General features: G+C 64.7%; 18 protein-coding genes. 7 read left to right on the top strand and 11 right to left on the bottom strand.

Going from position 1 to position 17,767, the window contains the following annotated elements; all coding sequences use genetic code 11:
• Positions 1–16: 16 nt before the first annotated feature.
• From P6U30_RS13545 to P6U30_RS13535, 3 genes are all read right to left on the bottom strand, one after another.
• A complete protein-coding gene (locus tag P6U30_RS13545) occupies positions 17–1,825 on the bottom strand; it encodes a flagellar hook-basal body complex protein (RefSeq protein ID WP_407169503.1) in 1,809 nt (602 codons plus the stop codon).
• 183 nt (positions 1,826–2,008) lie between these two features.
• A complete protein-coding gene (gene msrB / locus P6U30_RS13540) occupies positions 2,009–2,509 on the bottom strand; it encodes a peptide-methionine (R)-S-oxide reductase MsrB (protein WP_407169502.1) in 501 nt (166 codons plus the stop codon).
• A gap of 62 nt (positions 2,510–2,571) precedes the next feature.
• Positions 2,572–4,053, bottom strand: coding sequence for an NAD(P)/FAD-dependent oxidoreductase (locus P6U30_RS13535; RefSeq protein WP_407169501.1), 1,482 nt, complete (start codon positions 4,051–4,053; stop codon positions 2,572–2,574).
• Between the two features lie 95 nt (positions 4,054–4,148).
• Between P6U30_RS13535 and P6U30_RS13530 the strand changes: the two genes are divergently transcribed.
• Both P6U30_RS13530 and P6U30_RS13525 read left to right on the top strand, forming a co-directional pair.
• A complete protein-coding gene (locus P6U30_RS13530) occupies positions 4,149–4,691 on the top strand; it encodes a SixA phosphatase family protein (RefSeq protein ID WP_407169500.1) in 543 nt (180 codons plus the stop codon).
• A 133-nt stretch (positions 4,692–4,824) separates the two neighbouring features.
• The gene (locus tag P6U30_RS13525) at positions 4,825–5,250 is read left to right on the top strand and encodes a universal stress protein (protein WP_407169499.1); all 426 of its coding nucleotides are present in this window, start codon (positions 4,825–4,827) and stop codon (positions 5,248–5,250) included.
• Positions 5,251–5,279: 29 nt separating this feature from the next.
• On the opposite strand, the gene P6U30_RS13520 is transcribed toward P6U30_RS13525, so the two are convergent.
• Complete coding sequence (locus P6U30_RS13520; protein WP_407169498.1) at positions 5,280–5,516, bottom strand: DUF1127 domain-containing protein; 237 nt, start codon at positions 5,514–5,516, stop codon at positions 5,280–5,282.
• A gap of 180 nt (positions 5,517–5,696) precedes the next feature.
• Between P6U30_RS13520 and P6U30_RS13515 the strand changes: the two genes are divergently transcribed.
• Complete coding sequence (locus tag P6U30_RS13515) at positions 5,697–7,040, top strand: PLP-dependent aminotransferase family protein (protein WP_407169497.1); 1,344 nt, start codon at positions 5,697–5,699, stop codon at positions 7,038–7,040.
• A gap of 21 nt (positions 7,041–7,061) precedes the next feature.
• Here the strand turns inward: P6U30_RS13515 and P6U30_RS13510 are convergent, their stop codons facing one another.
• On the bottom strand, positions 7,062–7,655 hold the full coding sequence (locus tag P6U30_RS13510; protein ID WP_407169496.1) for a YdcF family protein: 594 nt from the start codon (positions 7,653–7,655) through the stop codon (positions 7,062–7,064).
• A gap of 63 nt (positions 7,656–7,718) precedes the next feature.
• A complete protein-coding gene (locus tag P6U30_RS13505) occupies positions 7,719–8,303 on the bottom strand; it encodes a hypothetical protein (protein WP_407169495.1) in 585 nt (194 codons plus the stop codon).
• A 119-nt stretch (positions 8,304–8,422) separates the two neighbouring features.
• On the opposite strand from P6U30_RS13505, the gene P6U30_RS13500 reads away from it, so the two are divergent.
• Positions 8,423–8,857 carry a hypothetical protein gene (locus P6U30_RS13500; RefSeq protein WP_407169494.1) on the top strand — a complete coding sequence of 145 codons (435 nt, stop codon included), beginning with the start codon at positions 8,423–8,425 and terminating at the stop codon, positions 8,855–8,857.
• 192 nt (positions 8,858–9,049) lie between these two features.
• Here the strand turns inward: P6U30_RS13500 and P6U30_RS13495 are convergent, their stop codons facing one another.
• Positions 9,050–10,438 carry an MFS transporter gene (locus tag P6U30_RS13495; protein ID WP_407169493.1) on the bottom strand — a complete coding sequence of 463 codons (1,389 nt, stop codon included), beginning with the start codon at positions 10,436–10,438 and terminating at the stop codon, positions 9,050–9,052.
• A gap of 631 nt (positions 10,439–11,069) precedes the next feature.
• Between P6U30_RS13495 and P6U30_RS13490 the strand changes: the two genes are divergently transcribed.
• Entirely contained in the window at positions 11,070–12,146 is a 1,077-nt protein-coding gene (locus P6U30_RS13490) for a YbhN family protein (protein ID WP_407169492.1), read from the top strand.
• 84 nt (positions 12,147–12,230) lie between these two features.
• Positions 12,231–14,189 carry a hypothetical protein gene (locus P6U30_RS13485; protein WP_407169491.1) on the top strand — a complete coding sequence of 653 codons (1,959 nt, stop codon included), beginning with the start codon at positions 12,231–12,233 and terminating at the stop codon, positions 14,187–14,189.
• 98 nt (positions 14,190–14,287) lie between these two features.
• On the opposite strand, the gene P6U30_RS13480 is transcribed toward P6U30_RS13485, so the two are convergent.
• Both P6U30_RS13480 and P6U30_RS13475 read right to left on the bottom strand, forming a co-directional pair.
• On the bottom strand, positions 14,288–14,857 hold the full coding sequence (locus tag P6U30_RS13480; protein WP_407170447.1) for a DUF2147 domain-containing protein: 570 nt from the start codon (positions 14,855–14,857) through the stop codon (positions 14,288–14,290).
• A gap of 124 nt (positions 14,858–14,981) precedes the next feature.
• The gene (locus P6U30_RS13475) at positions 14,982–16,010 is read right to left on the bottom strand and encodes an NAD(P)/FAD-dependent oxidoreductase (protein WP_407169490.1); all 1,029 of its coding nucleotides are present in this window, start codon (positions 16,008–16,010) and stop codon (positions 14,982–14,984) included.
• Positions 16,011–16,175: 165 nt separating this feature from the next.
• Between P6U30_RS13475 and P6U30_RS13470 the strand changes: the two genes are divergently transcribed.
• Positions 16,176–16,637 (top strand): acyl-CoA thioesterase, encoded by a 462-nt coding sequence (locus tag P6U30_RS13470; protein ID WP_407151527.1) that lies wholly within the window; start codon positions 16,176–16,178, stop codon positions 16,635–16,637.
• A 4-nt stretch (positions 16,638–16,641) separates the two neighbouring features.
• Here the strand turns inward: P6U30_RS13470 and P6U30_RS13465 are convergent, their stop codons facing one another.
• Positions 16,642–16,962: a 2Fe-2S iron-sulfur cluster-binding protein gene (locus P6U30_RS13465; RefSeq protein WP_407151526.1), complete on the bottom strand. Its 321-nt coding sequence runs from the start codon at positions 16,960–16,962 to the stop codon at positions 16,642–16,644.
• A 164-nt stretch (positions 16,963–17,126) separates the two neighbouring features.
• Entirely contained in the window at positions 17,127–17,504 is a 378-nt protein-coding gene (locus P6U30_RS13460; protein WP_407169489.1) for an Hpt domain-containing protein, read from the bottom strand.
• Positions 17,505–17,767: the final 263 nt, after the last annotated feature.

Raw genomic sequence — 17,767 nt, 5'->3', positions numbered from 1 at the left:
CGCGTCGTCACCGCAATCAGCGCATCACGTTGAGGAGATCCTGCACCATCGAGTTGGTGGTGGTGATGACCTTGGTGTTGGCGGAATAGGCCTGCTGCGTGACGATCAGCTTGGTGAACTCGTCGGCGATGTCGGTGTTCGAGCTTTCGAGCGAGGACCCGACGATGGTGCCGGCCTTGCCGAACAGCGCGGCGCCGGACTCGTCGGTCGCCTCGAACGCGCCGCCGTCGATGCGCTTCAGGAAGTTGGTGCCGTTGAAAGTCGCAACCGAGATCTCCGCGAGATCGATGTTGCGGCCGTTGGTGTAGTTGCCGACGATGCGGCCGTTGGTGGAGACGCTGACCGATTGAAGCTGGCCGGCCGGGAAGCCGTCCTGCTGGATCTGGTTGACCTGGACGTTGCCGTTGGCGTCGGCGAACTGGGTCACGCCGCCGCTGCCGAAATTGATCACCGGGCTGCCGAGCGAGACGCCGTTGACGATGGCGTTGTTGAGCGTCACCGATGCGATCGGCGGCGACATCTGGCCGTTCGATCCGAAGGTGAAGTTGATGTTGACGTTCTGCCAGCCGACCTGGGTGCCCGTTGCGTTCGGGTTGACCTGGTAGAATAGGTTCCAGGTATCGGTATGCCCGGCGCCCAACGAAGAGCTGTCGGTCTTGGCCCAGCGGAACTGCAGGTTTACCGGCGCACCCGACACGTCGTAGGCCGTCACCGCGCCGCCCGAGACGCTCTGATCGAGGAAGGCCGAGTTGTCGTTGCCGATCACCTGGCCGGTGCCGACCGTGCCGCCACCGCCACGGGTCGCGGTCGCCTTGCCGCCGGCAAAACCGAGCGCGGCGAAGGCCGTCGAGTTCGAGCTCGTGATCGAGAGATCGGCCGATGTGCCGGTGTGAAGTGTGATCGAGCCGCCCGAGATCGACGACGGAGTGGCCGTGCCGGTGATCGAGTCGATCTTTTGCAGCAGGGTCGTGATGTTGTCGGTGACGTTGAGCTGGTTGCCGGTGGCGCCGGAGGCAACGAAGGTGATGACGGTGCCGTTGACCGTGATGGTGTCGCCGGCAACGAAATTGGCGTTGATCGAGTCCGTGCCGGCGGTGCCGGACAGCGCGGTGTTGCCGGTGTTCGGCACCGACGGCGTCGCCTTGTTGTTCTGCACCGTGCCGGTGGTCGAGGAATCAGTATAGGGCGCGGCCGGCGTGCCCAGCACCAGCGGGTTGTATCCGGAGCTGAACGAGCCCGGCCGGATCAGTTCGGAGCCCGGGACCGAAGTGTCGTGCTTGGTGGTCAGAGGATAGGACGCGAGATTGGCGCGATAATCGATCTTGGTGGTCTGCTGCGCCGGCAGGAAATCGTTCTTGAACCGCAGCACTTGCGGCGACGAGCCCGAGGGGTTGCCGGTGGTCGGGTCGATCGGCACGCCCTCCAGGTAATAGCCGGCGCCGTTGACGAGATAGCCGTCCTTGTTGAGCTGGAAGTCGCCGCGGCGGGTGTAGCGGTCGACGCCGTCGAACACCGGCGAGCCGTCGGTGAAGCTGCCGGGTTTCTGCACCGCAAAGAAGCCGTTGCCGTTGATCGCCATGAAGGTCGCTACCGACGCCGACTGCACGTCGCCCTGCACCGTGTTGGTCGAGCGGGACTGTGCGGTGACGCCGCCCGCGAGCTGCGCGGTCAGCGCAGTCTGCGGGACGAGGTCCAGGAAAGACGTGTCGATGCGCTTGAAGGCCGTGGTCTGCGAGTTGGCGATGTTGCCAGAGATGTTTTCGAGCGCATACGATCCTGCGCGCAGGCCGCCGACCGCTGTGGTGAGAGCGCCGAAGATACCCATGACATATTCTCCAAATTCAAATTCGGGCGACTCGTAATGAGAGGATCAGCCGCATCGGCGGAGCATGTCGCAAGCCTCGTGCCAAGAAACAAAATGTAACAAAATCATGCGCTTGAAAAAAAGCCCCGGTCGTTGGACCGGGGCACAATTGCCGAGCCGGCAACAATTGCCGGGAACGACGGCTCAGGTGGCCGATGGCGCAGCCGGGTGAAACACCAGCGCCAGGCCGTCCATGCAGTAGCGCAATCCGGTTGGCTTCGGGCCGTCGTCGAAGACGTGGCCGAGATGGCCACCGCAGCGGCGGCAATGCACTTCGGTGCGCAGCATGCCGTAGGTGCGGTCGGAGGTGGTGCCAACGGCATTCTCCAGCGGCTGATAGAAGCTCGGCCAGCCGGTGCCGCTCTCGAACTTGGTGTCGGACGAAAATAGCGGCAGGTCGCAGCCGGCGCAGGCGAAGATACCCTTGCGATGCTCGTTGAGCAGCGGGCTCGATCCCGGCCGCTCGGTGCCCTGCTTGCGCAGGATCTCATATTGCTGCGGCGTGAGCTGCGCACGCCATTCGGCGTCGCTCTTCTCGATCTCGAACTTCTCGGCGGCTTTCGCCGGCGAGGCGCGCAGCCAGCGAAACGAGGCGATGCTGAGCAGGCTGGCGACGGAAGCGAGCAGGATACGGCGATCGATCATCATTGTTCTCCGAGGCGGTCGGCGCGTTATTCGCCATCAGATACGAAGGCAGCCGCGCAACGTTACACCGGCCCGCCGGGCATCCTTTCACTTTCCTGCGAGACGCGCGGATGCGGCTCGTCGTGACGCATCGGCGCCCGTGGTGGCACCCGCGCAGCACCCGGCGGCGGCCGGCGGATCGGTCCCCTGGTTCCCGCCTTGAGGTTGGCCTCGGCGAGCCGCGCCTCGCGGCGCCGCTCCTTGGCCCGCGCGCCCTCGCGGTAGCGCGCCAGGACGCCCGCAGCCGACGAAGCCCCCCTCGCCCACAGGCTGATCAGATGGCCGGCGACGCGGCCGGTGGTGCCGCCCGCCCAGACCAATTCAAACGGCGAAAACAGCCGCCAGCGGTCGTCGCCCCAGAGGATGCTGCGCGCAATCAACTGTCCGGCCATCGCGGAGGTGTTGAGCCCTTGGCGGCCGAAGCCGCTCGCCACCCAGAGACCTCTGCGCAACTGGCCGATCTGCGGCATGCCATGCACCGTGACGCCGACTGCGCCGCCGAACATTTCTGCGATCGGCACCTTGCCGAGCTTCGGGAACATTGTGGCGATCCGCCGCTGCACGGCACCGCTCAAGCGCTGCGGCCGCGCGTCCCACGTGGTCTCCGGACTGGCCCATAACAGGCGATCACCGCCGACGATGCGGAAATGGTCGATGCCGTCGCTGTCGGTCACCGAGCCCGAAAACGCCACCGCCTCGCCGAGCCCTTCGCCGAGCGGCTCAGTTAATGCCGCGTAGCGCCACACCGGCAGCAGCGTGTCCGACAATCGCTTGAGCGGGGCACCAAGATGGACGTTGCCCGCCAGAACGATGTGCCCGGCGCGCAGCCGCGCCGACGGCGTCACGATGCGCTTGCGGATGCCTGAAAAGTCGATGCTGACGACCGGCGTGTCTTCGAAAATTCGCGCGCCTGCACGGGTCGCCAATTCCGCGAGGCCGTGAACATATCTCCGGCCGTCGATCTGGAACGCCTTCGGATAATGGATGCCGTGGAAATAGCGGCGGGTTCTGAGCACGCTGCGCACGCGATCGACCTGCCAGCCCTCGACCTCAGTCGAGAAATCCTCGGCGAGCATCTGCAGGCGGCTGATCAGCGCCTCGCCGACGTCGACGTTGGAGACTTCCAACGCGCCTTCGCTGTAACCGATGCCCGGGATCAATTCCTCGGTGGCGGTGGCGCGAACATATTCGGCGCCTTCCCTCGACAGCGCCCAGAGCTCACGCGCATCGTCGAAGCCGACCCGCTCGATCAGATCGGCGATCGGCAGACCGAAACCCGGCATCACCGTGCCGAGATGATGGCCGGAAGCGTTCCAGCCGATCTGGCGGCCCTCGAGCACGGCAACGCTCGCGCCGAGCCGCGCGGCCTCGCGCGCCACCGTCAGGCCGGCAAGCCCTGCCCCGACCACACAGATGTCGACATCGAGGTCGGATCCCAACCGCTCACGGAACGGCGAGGCCCTCCGATTGAGGCCGTCCGCCGCACTTGTGGAAGTCTCGGTCATGGCGTTTTCTTACGAACCGCCGCGGCGCTTGTCACCTTGTCCAGGGCATGAGGCTGTAGAATTAATTTCGACTGAACGAATCGAGATGGAAGTCCATGCGCCGTTTGTTGCTGCTGCGTCACGCCAAAACCGAAACCGACGCGCCTTCGGGGCGGGACAAGGACCGCCGTCTCGACCATCGCGGTCACCGCGATGCAGCAGAGATTGGCGCCTGGATCGCCCACCATCCCCCGTTCCCCGACCGGGTGTTCGTGTCGCCCGCGGTCCGTGCGGCGCAGACCTGGGAGATCGTGCACGAAGCCATGAAGGGCCTCGCGCCGCAGCCGAAAGTCGAATTCCTGCCGGAACTCTACGGCGCTGATCCCACCCAGTTGCTGACCACGATCCGAATGGCCTCGGTCACCGACCCGAAGCGGCTGATGCTGGTCGGTCACAATCCCGGCATGCATGAGCTCGCGCTGACGCTGACAGGGAGCGGCGAAGAGGCCGCGAAGCGTGCGCTCAGCGATAACCTGCCGACCTCGGGGCTGGCCGTCTTCGACTTCGCGACCAATGACTGGGACGAGGTGTCCTTCCGCCGCGGCAAGCTCGTGCTGTTCGTCAGCCCCAAGCTTTTGAAGCAGGCCTCGCGCGGCTGACGTGAGCGGACATCGCAGCCCCGCCATGCTATAGTTCCCGGGCGCGACAGGGGACCAGTTCGCGTCAACACAACAAGAGGCACGGCGTCACAGGGACGAAACGGCTCCAGACCATCGCGGACAGGAGGCGCTGATGTACAACTCCATTCTCGTGCCGATCGACCTCGCCGACACCGATCTGGCGAAGCCGGCGATCGCAACCGCTGCAACGCTCGCGAAGACTTGGAACGGCTCGATCCGCCTGCTCAATGTGCTGCCAATGACACCGGTGATGCTGGCGGAATATGTGCCGGCGGACTTTGACAGCCAGCAGCGCGAGACGTCGGAAGAGGCCCTTGCCATCGTGGCGCGCGAGTCCGGCATCGAACCGCACCGCATCTCGGGCGTGGTCCGCCAGGGCGGCATCTATCACGAGATCCTCGAAGAGGCCGCCGCAATGAGGGCCGACCTGATCGTGATGACCTCGCACCGCCCGGCGATGCGCACCTATTTCCTCGGCTCGAATGCCGGACACGTGGTGCGCTACGCCAAATGCTCGGTGCTGGTGGTGCGGCACTAACCTCGCGGCGCGTGCCGCCCCCCGCAAGCTCAGCGGATCCGGATCAGCTCCGGATCGACATTGCCGGCGACGGCGATCTCGATGTGGCAGCGTGGGATCCCGATATCGCGCAAGGACCGGTCGTCGAGTTGGTGCAGAGTCTTGATTGCCTCGCGACGCATCCAATAGGTGACGATTGCATCGCCCCAAGCTCGGAGCAATCGGAGCAATCTGCTGAACACACCTGACCGCGCGGGCAACGCCGCGGCCGACGGTATCGTGATCATTGTCGTCTCCTTAATGCCCGCGCGGCAAGGCAACGCCGTTGACGCGACGCGTATTCTGCGTCCGCGCCGTCGAGGACCTCGGATCGCTTACGCTCTCTTCGGTACAATCACGGGCTTGTTCCATCTTAAATGCTCCGGTACATTGCTCGGAGCAACTAAAACATTGCTCTCGGTGCAATAATGTCGAGATTCGAGTATCTGAAGCTGGCGGACGCGGTGGCGGCCGAGATCGCCTCCGGCGCGCTCAAGGCCGGCGACCGCCTCCCCCCGCAGCGTCACTTCGCCTATGAGCGCAAGATCGCAGTTTCGACCGCGAGCCGGGTCTATACCGAACTGCTGCGGCGCGGGCTCGTGGTCGGCGAAGTCGGTCGCGGCACATTTGTCTCGGGCGAGGCACGCCGCGGCGTCGCCGCGCCAACCGAGCCGCGCGGCGCCCGGATCGACCTCGAGTTCAACTATCCGCTGCTGCCGCACCAGGCCACGATGATCGCCAAGAGCCTGGAGGGGCTGGAACGGCCCGAGGTGCTGGAGGGCGCGCTGCGCCCGGCGACCAGCTTCGGCACGCGCGCGGCACGAACCATCTCCGCGGAATTCCTCACGCGGAAGAACTGGACGCCGAACCCGGACCAGATCGTGTTCACCGCCAATGGCCGGCAATGCATCGCCGCGGCGCTTGCCGCTGTGGTGCAGCCCGGCGGGCGCTGCGGCGTGGAGGCGCTGACCTATCCCTTCGTCAAGGGCATCGCCGCACGGCTCGGGATTACGCTGGTGCCGCTCGCGATGGATGCGCACGGCGTACGCCCCGATGCGGTTCAGAAGGCGCACCGCGAGGCGCATCTGTCCGCGCTCTATATCCAGCCGACGATCCATAACCCGCTCAGCATCACGATGCCGGCCGAGCGCCGCGCCGAGCTGTTGCGCGTGGTCGACAAGCTCGACCTCGTCATCATCGAGGATGCTGTCTACGGGTTCCTCGACGACGAGATGCCGCTGGCGGCACTCGCGCCCGACCGCTGCATCGTGCTCGACAGCCTGTCGAAGAAGGTTGCGCCGGGGCTGGCACTGGGCTTCATCGTCGCGCCGCCGCGGCTGCGCGAGAGCATCATGGCCGCGGTGCGCTCGGGCGGCTGGACGGCATCGGGCTACGCTTTCGCAGCGGGGCAGCGGCTGATGGCCGACGGCACCGCCGCCGAACTGTCGCGCTTGAAGCGGATCGATGCCGGCCGCCGCCAGCAGATGGCGGCCAAGCATCTGGCCGGTTTCGAAATTCAGACCAACCCCAAGTCCTATCACCTCTGGCTGACTTTGCCGCAGCATTGGCGCTCGCAGACGCTGGTCGCCGCCGCGGCGCGCCGCGACATCGCGTTGACGCCGTCCACGACCTTCGCCGCCACACCTGGGCACGCGCCCAATGCGGTACGGCTCGCGCTCGCGGCGCCACCGATGGAGCAGCTTGACGTCGGCCTGCGGACGCTGGCGGGAATGCTGAGCGCGACCGAAGAAGATTTCGACTCGACGGAGTAATGCGAGCGGCGGCTTCTCCCCTTAAATGACCGGCCAGTCCGCGATAAAACCCTGCGCCTTATAGGGCTCGATCTTGTCCCATTCGCTCAGGACGCGGCGGCGGAATTCCGGATCGGTGTGCCAGAGCGCGCGCGGCGTCGCGAAGGTGTCCACCGTAACCAGCATCTTCTCGACCTCCGGCCAGTGCCGCTGCAGCGTCATCGGATAGCGCCGTGCGGTCCAGGTATTGCCGAGGCAGATCACGCTCTTGATGCTGTCGCGCCCGAGCGCCGCGTCGATCACCGGTAGCGAGAAGATCACGTTCTCGCCGGTGTTCTGCGCGCGATGTTCTTCGAGGATGCGTTCGGCCGGCACGCCGCGCGCGACCATCGCGGCCTTGATGATCGCGCATTCGGAACGATGATCGCCTGGTGTCACGCCGCCGCTGACCATCGACCAGCGAACGAGCCCGTTGTGCCAGAGCCGGACGGCCGCCTCCACCCGTTCGGTGACATCCACGCGCGTGCCGAACACGAACAAGAGATCGGCAGGCCGCAGCGGCGTCTCGATCAGGTGCTGCGCATTGATCGCTGCAATCTCGTCATCCGATGGAATCCGCAGACTTCGATCCTGCACGCCCCTGCTCCCTGGCCACCCCATCGCAGCTCGACGATGCCGCGCGTGGGCGCGTCGACGAAGTCACATTTCATTGCGCTTGATTGCGGGCTTTGGCGGCAGCAGCATCTCGGGCAAATGATCAAAGTCGTAGCGGCGCGGCCGGTTGCGCGTGATGAAGCCGCCGACCTGCCAGGCAAACAGCGCGGCGAAGCCGATCAGGAACAGCGCACCGGTCCACTCTGCGGTTGCCACTGCGCGCAGCAACAGTCCCGTCATCGCAATGGCGAGACCAGCCAGCAGCGCGAGCGCCGCAGTATAAGTCTTCGGCCCGAGGCCTCCGGTCAAGACGGCCCTGCTGCCGGCCGCCTGCATCCGGCGATGCAGCTCGACGATGAAGTCCCTGTAGAGATGCCCTTGCGGCGCGATCAACGTCGCGGTTTGCCAGGTGGTCGAAAGGACCGCGATGCGGCCGCCTTTGGCGTTGTCGATGTCGGCACGAAACCGCTGCTGCTGCATCGACACCGGGCGATAGGACAGCTTGACCACGGAGATGTCCGAATACTCCCACACACCCGATCTGCCGGCGATCGTCCACGACAGCCCTGCATCGGTCAGTTCGAACTGATGCGCTGAGCCGATCAGGGAGGCCTTGTAGGCATAGCGCACGGGAGCGCCCGCGCCTGTCCCAGATCGATCCTGCAACGTTGTTGGCAATCGGCCATTCCGCTTGTTCAAACGCGCGCGCGAGCTTGCGCGGCACGCCGCGGCTATCCTACAAGCGACGCATGGCCGAGACGACCTATTTTCCGCGCTACCTGATCCTGGGCGGCGCGATGCTATCCGGAGTGCTGCTGGCGTTGGCCGTGCACATGCTCGGCGCGCGCTACGGGCTCGACCTTGGCGGGCTGTGGCGGTCCGACACGCATGAATTCATGCCGGCAGGTGCGGCGATCGCATGGTGGCTGATCGCGACCGTCGGATTCTCGGGCGGCTACTTCACCACTAATCTGATGCAGAGCGCGGTCTCGGGTCAGGTCCCGCGGCGAATGCGGCAGTTCCTGATCGTCGTCGGCGTGCTGATCCTGGCCGGCGCCGGCCAAGCCGCGTCGGCGCCGAGTTCCGTCTCGACGGCTTCCGCCGTGCTGGCCGGCCTCGCCGCGCTGTGTCTTGGTGCGGTGATGGCATTTTGCGGCGCCTATTTCGCCCTGCGCAAGACCTGACTTCAGCGCCCTTGCCGATGATCAGGCCACGGAACGCTCCGGCGTCCGCCGCAACATCCTGGCCACCTCAGCGGCCGGCTGTGGTGAAGACGCTTTGAACGGCCTGACACCTGACAAGGTTTTGTGAAGCCGGTCGCGCTGCAACGGCTGGTGCTCAGCAGCACGCCGCCGCGCAGCAATCATCCACGTCGATCATTGCCGCGCTCGTGACGTTGCGCCGAACCAAATCATCGCGCCCGCAGCCAGCAGCACGCCGGTTGAGATGAGGAGCGACGCATGCAGGCCGGCGATGAAGGCCGAGGACCGGCCAACCAGCGAGCCGAATAGCGCGACACCGAGCACGCTGCCGGTTTGCCGCGTGGCATTCAGCACGCCGGCCGCAATGCCGGAGCGCTTCGGCTCGACGCTGCCGAGCAGCGTGGATGTCAGCGGCGGCACCAGAAGGCCCAGCCCGGCGCTCATCGCGATCAGTTGCAGGCAAATCGCCAGATAGCTGGTGTCGCGATCGATGCCGAGCATCGCGAGGCAGCCGGCGGCTCCCAGCGCGGTGCCGAGTGCGATGGTCGCAACCGCGCCGATCCGTTCGGCAACGCGCGGCGCAATCAGATTGACCGGCAGGACCGCGCCCAGCATCGGCACGAAGGCAAGGCCGGTCTGGAGCGCCGACAGGCCGTTGACCTGCTGAAAGTAAAGGCTCATCACGAAGATCAGGCCGTAGAAGGCGATATTGACGAGCAGGCCGACCAGCGAGGTCGCGGCGAACATCCGCTCCTCGAACAGCGACAGCGGCAACATCGGCTGGGTCGCGCGCGACTCGCGCCAGACGAACAGCACCGCGAAGACCGCCGCCAGAACGAAGCCCGCCACCACGAATGGATTGCTCCAGCCCACTGCGCCGCCTTCGATGAGCGCGCCGGCCAGTGTGCCGAGGGCAGCCACCGCGGCGAGCTGGCCCGGCAGGTCGAGTTCGTGCTCCAAATGGCGCGTGGTTTCGTCGGCGTAGCGCCAGGCGAGCCACAAACCGGCAAGGCCGATCGGCAAATTGACCAGGAAGATCGTGCGCCAGCCGACCAGCGCGATCAAGCCACCGCCGACGAGCGGACCGGCCGTCAGCGCGAGGCTCGCGCCTGCGGCCCAGATGCCGACGGCGCGTCCGCGTGCCTTCTCGTCCGCATAGGCATGGCGAAGCAGCGCGAGCGAGTTCGGCACCAGGATGGCCGCGGCGAGCCCCTGCACGCAGCGCGCCGCGATCAGCGTCGCGGCATTTGGCGCAGCCGCGCAGGCAACCGAGGCCGCGGTGAAGAGCGCGAACCCGGCCATGAAGATGCGCTTGGCGCCGAGGCGATCGCCGAGCGCGCCCGCGGTCAGGATGAAGGCGGCGAAGGCGACCGTGTAGGCGCTCACCACCCATTGCAGTCCGGCAACGCCGCCACCGAGCGAGGTGCCGATGGCGTTGAGTGCGGTGTTGACGATGGTGACGTCGAGCTGCACGACGCCGTAGCCGAGGCTCATTGCGGCAAGCGTCAGCGTCGCCGCAAGCCTGGTCGGATTCGGACGGGAGGCTGCGGGTTGATCCATCATGGACCCGGCTTTCGGGGATATGCGTTGCATGGCTCACCTCAATCTCTGGCTACCAATGCAACACATAGCCATCCGTTTCGAACCGACATTTCGCCTTTGATCGAAGTATGACGGCCGTCACCAGCCGACGCGCGCGCTTCACGCCGCGCGTCGTTTTGCCTCAATAGACCAACTGACCAACGGATTGCCGCGGTATCGGCGCTGCACGGCGCGGACGGCCCTTCCGATAGTCGGACACGCGGCCTCCGCGCCAACTTTGGTGGTCCTGGTAAACGACGCGGGCAGTGCGATATCCCCTGCCTCGCATGCATATCGTCCATTCAGAAATTGGGATGGCAGACCTCCCGCGGCGGCAAATGTGCAAAAAATGTGGAGGAAACCGGCCGGAACACCGGAACGTGCGGTGAACCGATCGCGGCAAATGCCTTACCTGCGACTCACATTCCACAAGACGAGATCATATGTAGCCCGTATGACAACGACGACCGACGGGAGCCGAAGCTTGGCTTGTCAAGGACTGCACAACGCATCGGTTTTGCCTTATGGGTCATCGCGCACGGTGCGTCTGCCCGTCACCCGTCGCCGTCCGTGATCGGGTCCCACTGAAATTGCGCCCCCGCCGGGAGGATGAATGCATCGGCTGCTGACCACGCTCGGGCGTGGCTTCAAGGAAAAGATCGGCTGGAAACGGCTCGGGATCGCTGCGAGTGTGCTCATCATCGTGTTCGCGGTCACGACGCTGGTCCGGACCCTGAAGGGCGTCGATACCGGTGTCATCCTCACCGCGCTGACCAACATCGCGCCGCACCGGATCGCGCTGGCGGCCCTGTGCGTCGTGGGCGCCTTCTGCACGCTGACGTTCTATGACTTCTTCGCGCTCCGAACGATCGGCAAGAACCACGTCCCCTACCGCATCGCAGCGCTGTCGAGCTTCACCAGCTACACGATTGGCCACAATATCGGCGCGACCGTCTTCACAGGCGGCGCGATCCGGTTCCGGATCTATTCCGACTACGGCCTGACCGCGATCGACGTTGCCAAGATTTGCTTCCTGTCGGGGCTGACGTTCTGGCTGGGCAACCTGTTCGTGCTTGGTTTCGGCATGGCTTGGCACCCCGCCGCGGCATCGGCGATGGACCTGTTGCCGCCTGCGATGAACCGCCTGATCGCGATCGGCTGCCTTGCCGGCATCGCCGCCTATTTCTACTGGCTGCTCACCGGCGACAAGCGCCGCGAGCTCGGCCAGAACGGCTGGAAGGTGGTGTTGCCGTCAGCGAAGCTGACGCTCCTGCAGGTTCTCATTGGCGTGGTCGATCTCGGCTTCTGTGCGCTCGCGATGTACCTGCTGATGCCGACCGAGCCGTATATCGACTTCGTTTCGCTGGCGGTCGTGTTCATCCTGGCCACCCTGCTCGGGTTCGCCAGCCACGCCCCCGGCTCGATCGGCGTGTTCGATGCCGCGATGCTGGTGGCGCTGCCGGAATTCAGCAAGGAACAGTTGCTGGCGACGCTGGTCGTGTTCCGCGTCCTCTATTTCCTGATTCCGTTCGGGATTTCGATCTCGATCATGGGCATGCGCGAGCTCTGGCTCAACGTGGTGCAGCCCTGGCAGGAACGAAAGCGACTTAGCCAGGCCTGCACGGCTTCGGCGACCGTGCGGCAGCCGATCGAAAGCCGACAGCAGCGGATCAGGCGGCTGAAAAGGTAACAGCGACGTTATCGCCCCAGGCGGGTTTTTCGTCCCCCAACCCGGTTCTCTTATTTTTGCCTTACCGTTGACGTCAAACGCGCCATGGTTGGTTTTTTGGCTCGATTTTCGTTTCGTTTGACGGTCTGCGCGGTGCTGCTCGGCAGCGCGCTATCTGTGGTCATTGCGTCGGCGGCGGAGGCGCAGGACACGCCCTTGCAGATTTCCTGGGAGGTCCGCAACCGCTTCCGCCTGTTCCGCGAGGAACGCGACTTCCGCCTCCAAGTGGAGAGCGGGCTTGGACGCAGCGTATTGGACTCCGAGCGGGCATTGGAATTGCAGAGCGACGGCCGCGGCTGGGCGCGCAATACCGTCAACCGGCTCTGCATCGACCTGCAAGGCCGCGTCAGCGAGCCCTGCACTCGGGACAACGTCAAGGAAAGCTACCTGACGCCGATCGACCACGCGATCGTCGTCCGCCTCACGGGTCCGGTCCCGGTGGGCGCGACCTGCGCCTGGTCGTTCGACGACGGCGACGGGCCGCAATCTTCGACGTTCGATTGCGCCGAGCCGGTCAATCTGCGCGTCCGCTACGGCCGGACCACGGTCGCGACCGTCGACGTCGCGAGCGGTTCCGAAGCAAACCAGCGGGTCACGACCGAGATCGCGGTGCGAGATTTCTTCATCGCCGGCCTCGGTGACAGCATCGCCTCCGGCGAGGGCAATCCGGACCGCGCGATCGCGCTGTCCGACGACGGCTTCTGCTTCCGTTCCTATCTCGGCGGCGCGCAATACTATCGGCCGAGCCGCGCCGGCTACAAGGGTGGACGCGCCTGCGAGGCACCGGACACCCTGTCCAACTGGCAGCGCCACAGCGCGCTATGGTTCAATTCAGCCTGCCATCGCTCGCTCTACAGCTATCAGACCCGCACTGCGCTGGCGCTTGCCGTGCAATATCCGCACATCGCGGTGACCTATCTGCCGTTGGCATGCACCGGCGCCACGATAGCCGACGGCCTGCTCAGCTCGCAGCAGGCGCGCGAGTGCCTGCCGACGAAGATCGCCAATACCTGTTCGGGCACCGTGAGCGGCCAGCTCGCCGAGTTGCGCGCCGCCCTGGCGGCCGCGAGGCGCCGCCAGCCGGATCGCACGCTCGACCTCGTGCTGCTGTCGATTGGCGCCAACGACATCTACTTCTCCGGTCTAGTCGCCGACGTGATCGTCGACACACCGACCGAGCGCACGCTGTTCAAGCGCGGCGGCTCGTTGGCGTCGGTCAACGATGCCCGCTCGGCGCTGGCCCGCGATCTGCCGTCCGGTTTTGCCAAGTTGCGCGATGCGCTGAAGCCATTGGTCGGCGGCGACCTGTCGCGTGTCATTTATACGGCCTACGCCAACCCGGCGCTCGCCAATGGCGGCACACCCTGCCCCGGCGGCCGCGCCGGGTTCGATATCCATCCCTCCTTCAACGCCGATCCGCAACGGCTCGCGACCGTCTCGAGCTTCGTGCAGAACGAATTCCTGCCGCAGCTCAAGGCGCTCGCGCTGTGCCAGTCCGGCATCATCTGCCGCGATCCGCAGACCGACCGGATGACATTCGTCGATGCGCATCAGGACGCCTTCGCAAGCCACGGCTTCTGCGCGCGTGCGTCGACCGATCCCGAGTTCGACCGCGACTGTTTCTCCGCCAATGGTGACAGCTTCGTGTCCGACATCGTCGCCGCGGCGAACCAACCGCTCAAATGCGGCCGCAGCGCCGGCGACTATCGCGCCTACCTGCCGCGCGCGCGCTGGATCCGCGATGCCAATGACAGCTACTTCGCGGCGATGACCTATCCGCAGGCCCTGCCGGCCTCAATGCAGCCAACCGATATCCACGACGCGACGTGGGGTATTCTCTCTGCCGTCTACGGCGGCGCTGTCCACCCGACCGCGGAAGGACACGCGGCGATGGCCGATGCGGCCGTGCCTGCCGCTGCCGGCGTGCTGCAACTCGACAATGTCGTGCCGGAAATCATTTCGGAGCCGGTGGCGCCGCTGCCGGCTGCGCCAGAGCGGCGCTAAGGTTCACGCCGCATCACAGCAAGGACGCGCTCTTCCCTCGCGACAAGCGCGGAACGCGTTTGCGCGGAGATCGCAAAGACGATTCAATCCCATCGGGCTTAGTGCCGCTTCGTCACCGACGAGGTCGATGTCGGCGTCGTCTTCACGGCTGCGAGCGACGGCATGTATTTGGCGACGATTGCCGGATCGAGCTGGGCCATCGCAGTGTCCGGCAGTCGGGTCCAGACTTCGTCCTTGCCAAACAGCGAGATGCCGAAATAGCCGCGCATCGTCAAAGTCTGCCCATCGGCGCTCAAGGTCATCTTGGCCTTGTAGACCTTGCCGTCACGCGGATCGAGCACGTTGCCGTTCTCGTACTTCAGGCCCGCGCGCTTCATGTCGCGGATGAAGGACAGCCCGAGCCAGGGCGCGTTCTTGCGATCGTCGGTGCATTTCGCGCAGACGGGATTGGGTGGATCGTCGGCATCGGGAAACATCTTGGCGATCACGCCTTCGAAGGTGCCGCTGTGATCTACGATCAGAAACCACCCGGTGGGCTTGCCGTCCTCCACCTTCTGCCACAGGCCGACAGCGGAAGGCTCTGCTGCCGAGGCCGCAAATGGAATCGCAACGACAAGCGTCGTTGCGATCGCGAAGATCAGCCGAAATCTGGATAGCGTGGTGCGCATCGTCATCACCTGATCAATCGACAAGCTGAGCTTGGAGTCTACGTCCATTTCGCGGAGTGTTCTAGTACCCCACGCGACGGCCGAGACGCCGAAGCCGCTTCTGTCGGCCACAATTCGGCTGCAATCAGTTCACGCCGAGCTTCTTCTGCAGGCTCGAAGACGATGTCGTGTACTGGAACACCAGCCGCTTGTCAGGATAGACATAGCGGTGCGCCTTCTGCGCCATCAGCGCACCCTCGTGGAAGCCGGAGAGGATCAGCTTCAGCTTGCCAGGATAGGTGTTGATGTCGCCGATCGCGAAGATGCCGGGAATGTTGGTCTCGAATGCCGCAGTGTCGACCGGCACCAAATTGTTCTCCAGCGCCACGCCCCAGTTTGCGACTGGACCGAGCTTCATGGTGAGCCCGAAGAACGGCAGCATCGTATCGCAGGCGATCGTCGAGATCGCGTTGTCATTGCCCTTGATGGTCGCGGCCGCGAGCTGACCGCTCGCGCCCTCGAGCCCGGTGACCTGGCCGATCATCAGATCCATCTTGCGGTCAGCGACCAGCGCGCGCATTTGCTCGACACTGTGGGGCGCGGCGCGGAAATCGTCGCGTCGATGCAGCAACGTGATGCGCTTGGCGATCGGATGCAGATTGAGCGTCCAGTCGAGCGCGGAATCGCCGCCGCCGACGATCAGAATGGTCTTGTCGCGAAACTGCTCCATCTTGCGCACGGCGTAGTGCACCGACGTGCCTTCATAGGCCTCGATGCCGGGCACCGGCGGCCGCTTGGGCTGGAACGAGCCGCCGCCGGCGGAGATCACCACGACCTTGGCCTCGAACACCTTGCCCACATCGGTCTTCACGCGGAACAGCGGATCACCGATCTTCTCGATCGTCTCCACCATTTCGTTGAGATGGAAGGTCGGATTGAACGGCTTGATCTGCTCCATCAATTGATCGGTGAGGCCCTGGCCGGTGACGAAGGGAATGCCGGGAATGTCGTAGATCGGCTTCTCCGGATAGAGCTCAGCGCACTGGCCGCCGATCTTGTCGAGGATGTCGACCAGATGCGTCTTCATGTCGAGCAGGCCCAGTTCGAACACGGCGAACAGTCCGCAGGGACCCGCGCCGATAATCAGCACATCGGTTTTAATCGCTTCGCTCATATCCGCTTCTTTTCAGTTGAAATCGACTGGGGCGGCCACCGCCTGTCCAGCCATCAGGTGGCGCCGGATCGGGACATGCATAATAGGGGTAGAGGCTGGCGCGGCAACCCCTTGCCGAGCCTCGACAAGTCGGCTGTATGGGCTTGAAACTGACGGAGACCGCTCGTGAATGCCCCGATCCGCGCCGACGATACGCCGCGCCTGGAAGACTTCCCTTATCGCCTCACCGACAATGTGCGGTTTGCCGATCTCGATCCGAACGGGCACGTCAACAACGCGGTCTATGCCACCTATTTCGAGACCGGCCGCGTCACGCTGGTGAAGGACCGCAGCATGGGGCTGATGCCTCCCGGGCTCGGCTGGATCATGGTGCGCCTCGACATCCATTTCCGCGCCGAGTTGCACTGGCCCGGCAAGATCGATCTCGGGCTCGGCCTCGTGAAATTCGGACGGACCTCGACCGCCTTCGATCAAGTGGTGTTCTCGGAGGGAAAATGCGTGGCGTCGGCGCGGGCCGTTACCGTCATGATCGACGAGGCGACCCGCAGGCCAACGCCGTTGCCGGCCGAGGTCAAAGAGAATTTTCGACGCTGGGTTCGCCGCGGCGTGAATCCCGACGGCGACTAGAACTCTAGGCCTGCCGCTCCGGCGTCGACACGACGAGACCGTCGAGTTCGTCGGTCACCTTGATCTGGCAGGACAGCCGCGAGTTCGGCCGAACGTCGAAGCCGAAGTCCAGCATGTCCTCCTCCATCGGGGACGGAGGACCAACCTTCTCGCGCCAGGCTTCATCGACATAGACGTGGCAGGTTGCACAGGCGCAGGCCCCGCCGCATTCGGCTTCAATGCCGGGGATGGCGTTGCGGATCGCCCCTTCCATAACGGTCGCGCCGTTCTCGATCTCAATGGTGCGTTTCTCGCCGGAATGGTCGATAAAGTGGATTTTGGCCATGATCGCTCGTGCTGCCGGAGTGCGCCGGACAATGAATGGAAAGGTCCCCGGCAGTCCTATAACGGGTCGATCCCTGCAGCGCTAGCGGCGGCGGCCGAAAACCTGCTGGCCGGTCTGAGATGGGTCATTTGACGGCTTGCCGGCCCCTTCGAAGGGCGAGAGGCCTACGATCGATGCAGTATCAGGTCGATCGCGGCGCGCGCCTCGGCAATCGCGGTTCCGAGCTCGGCGAGCGGTTGGGACGGGTCGGAATGGCTGGACAGAGCCGTTTCCAGCCGCGCCGCGCTCTCGGCCACGCCAAAAGCGCCGATCGCGCGTGCCGATCCCTTAAGGGTGTGAGCGTGGGTTGCGGCCTCGGCCGACAACGCCGTCAATTCAGCCAAAATCCTGGCCGACTGCGTGGAGAACATCGCCAGCACTTCCCGCTCGAGACCTGGATCGCCCAGCGTCATGCGCCGGAGGTGCTCGAGATCGATCGGACCGTTGCCGGGCGCGAGCGGCGGCGATTGCGTCCATTCGACCCGTTCGAGATGAAGCGGCATGACCGGTCCCTGTCCTTTCCGCGGGACGGTTCCCGGCGGCTTATCGGGCTAGCCAATCATGAAACTGGTTAACGGATTGTTGTCAGGATGATCTGCAAATCGGCCCGATTTCGGACAAGTTCTCGACACAATCGGCGCGGTTGGGCCGGAATTTCGAATAGTCATAAGGCCTTATGGCTTAAAGCTGTTAACGATGATTAAGAAAGTATTAATCGCAAGCATTTCATTCGCATCGCTCAACCAATAGGATGTTTGCGGATGTA

The organism is Bradyrhizobium sp. ORS 111 (assembly GCF_045571485.1).
GTDB lineage: Bacteria > Pseudomonadota > Alphaproteobacteria > Rhizobiales > Xanthobacteraceae > Bradyrhizobium.
The sequence above is the reverse complement of the archived record's forward strand: the minus strand, read 5'-3'. Positions and strand labels throughout refer to the sequence as shown.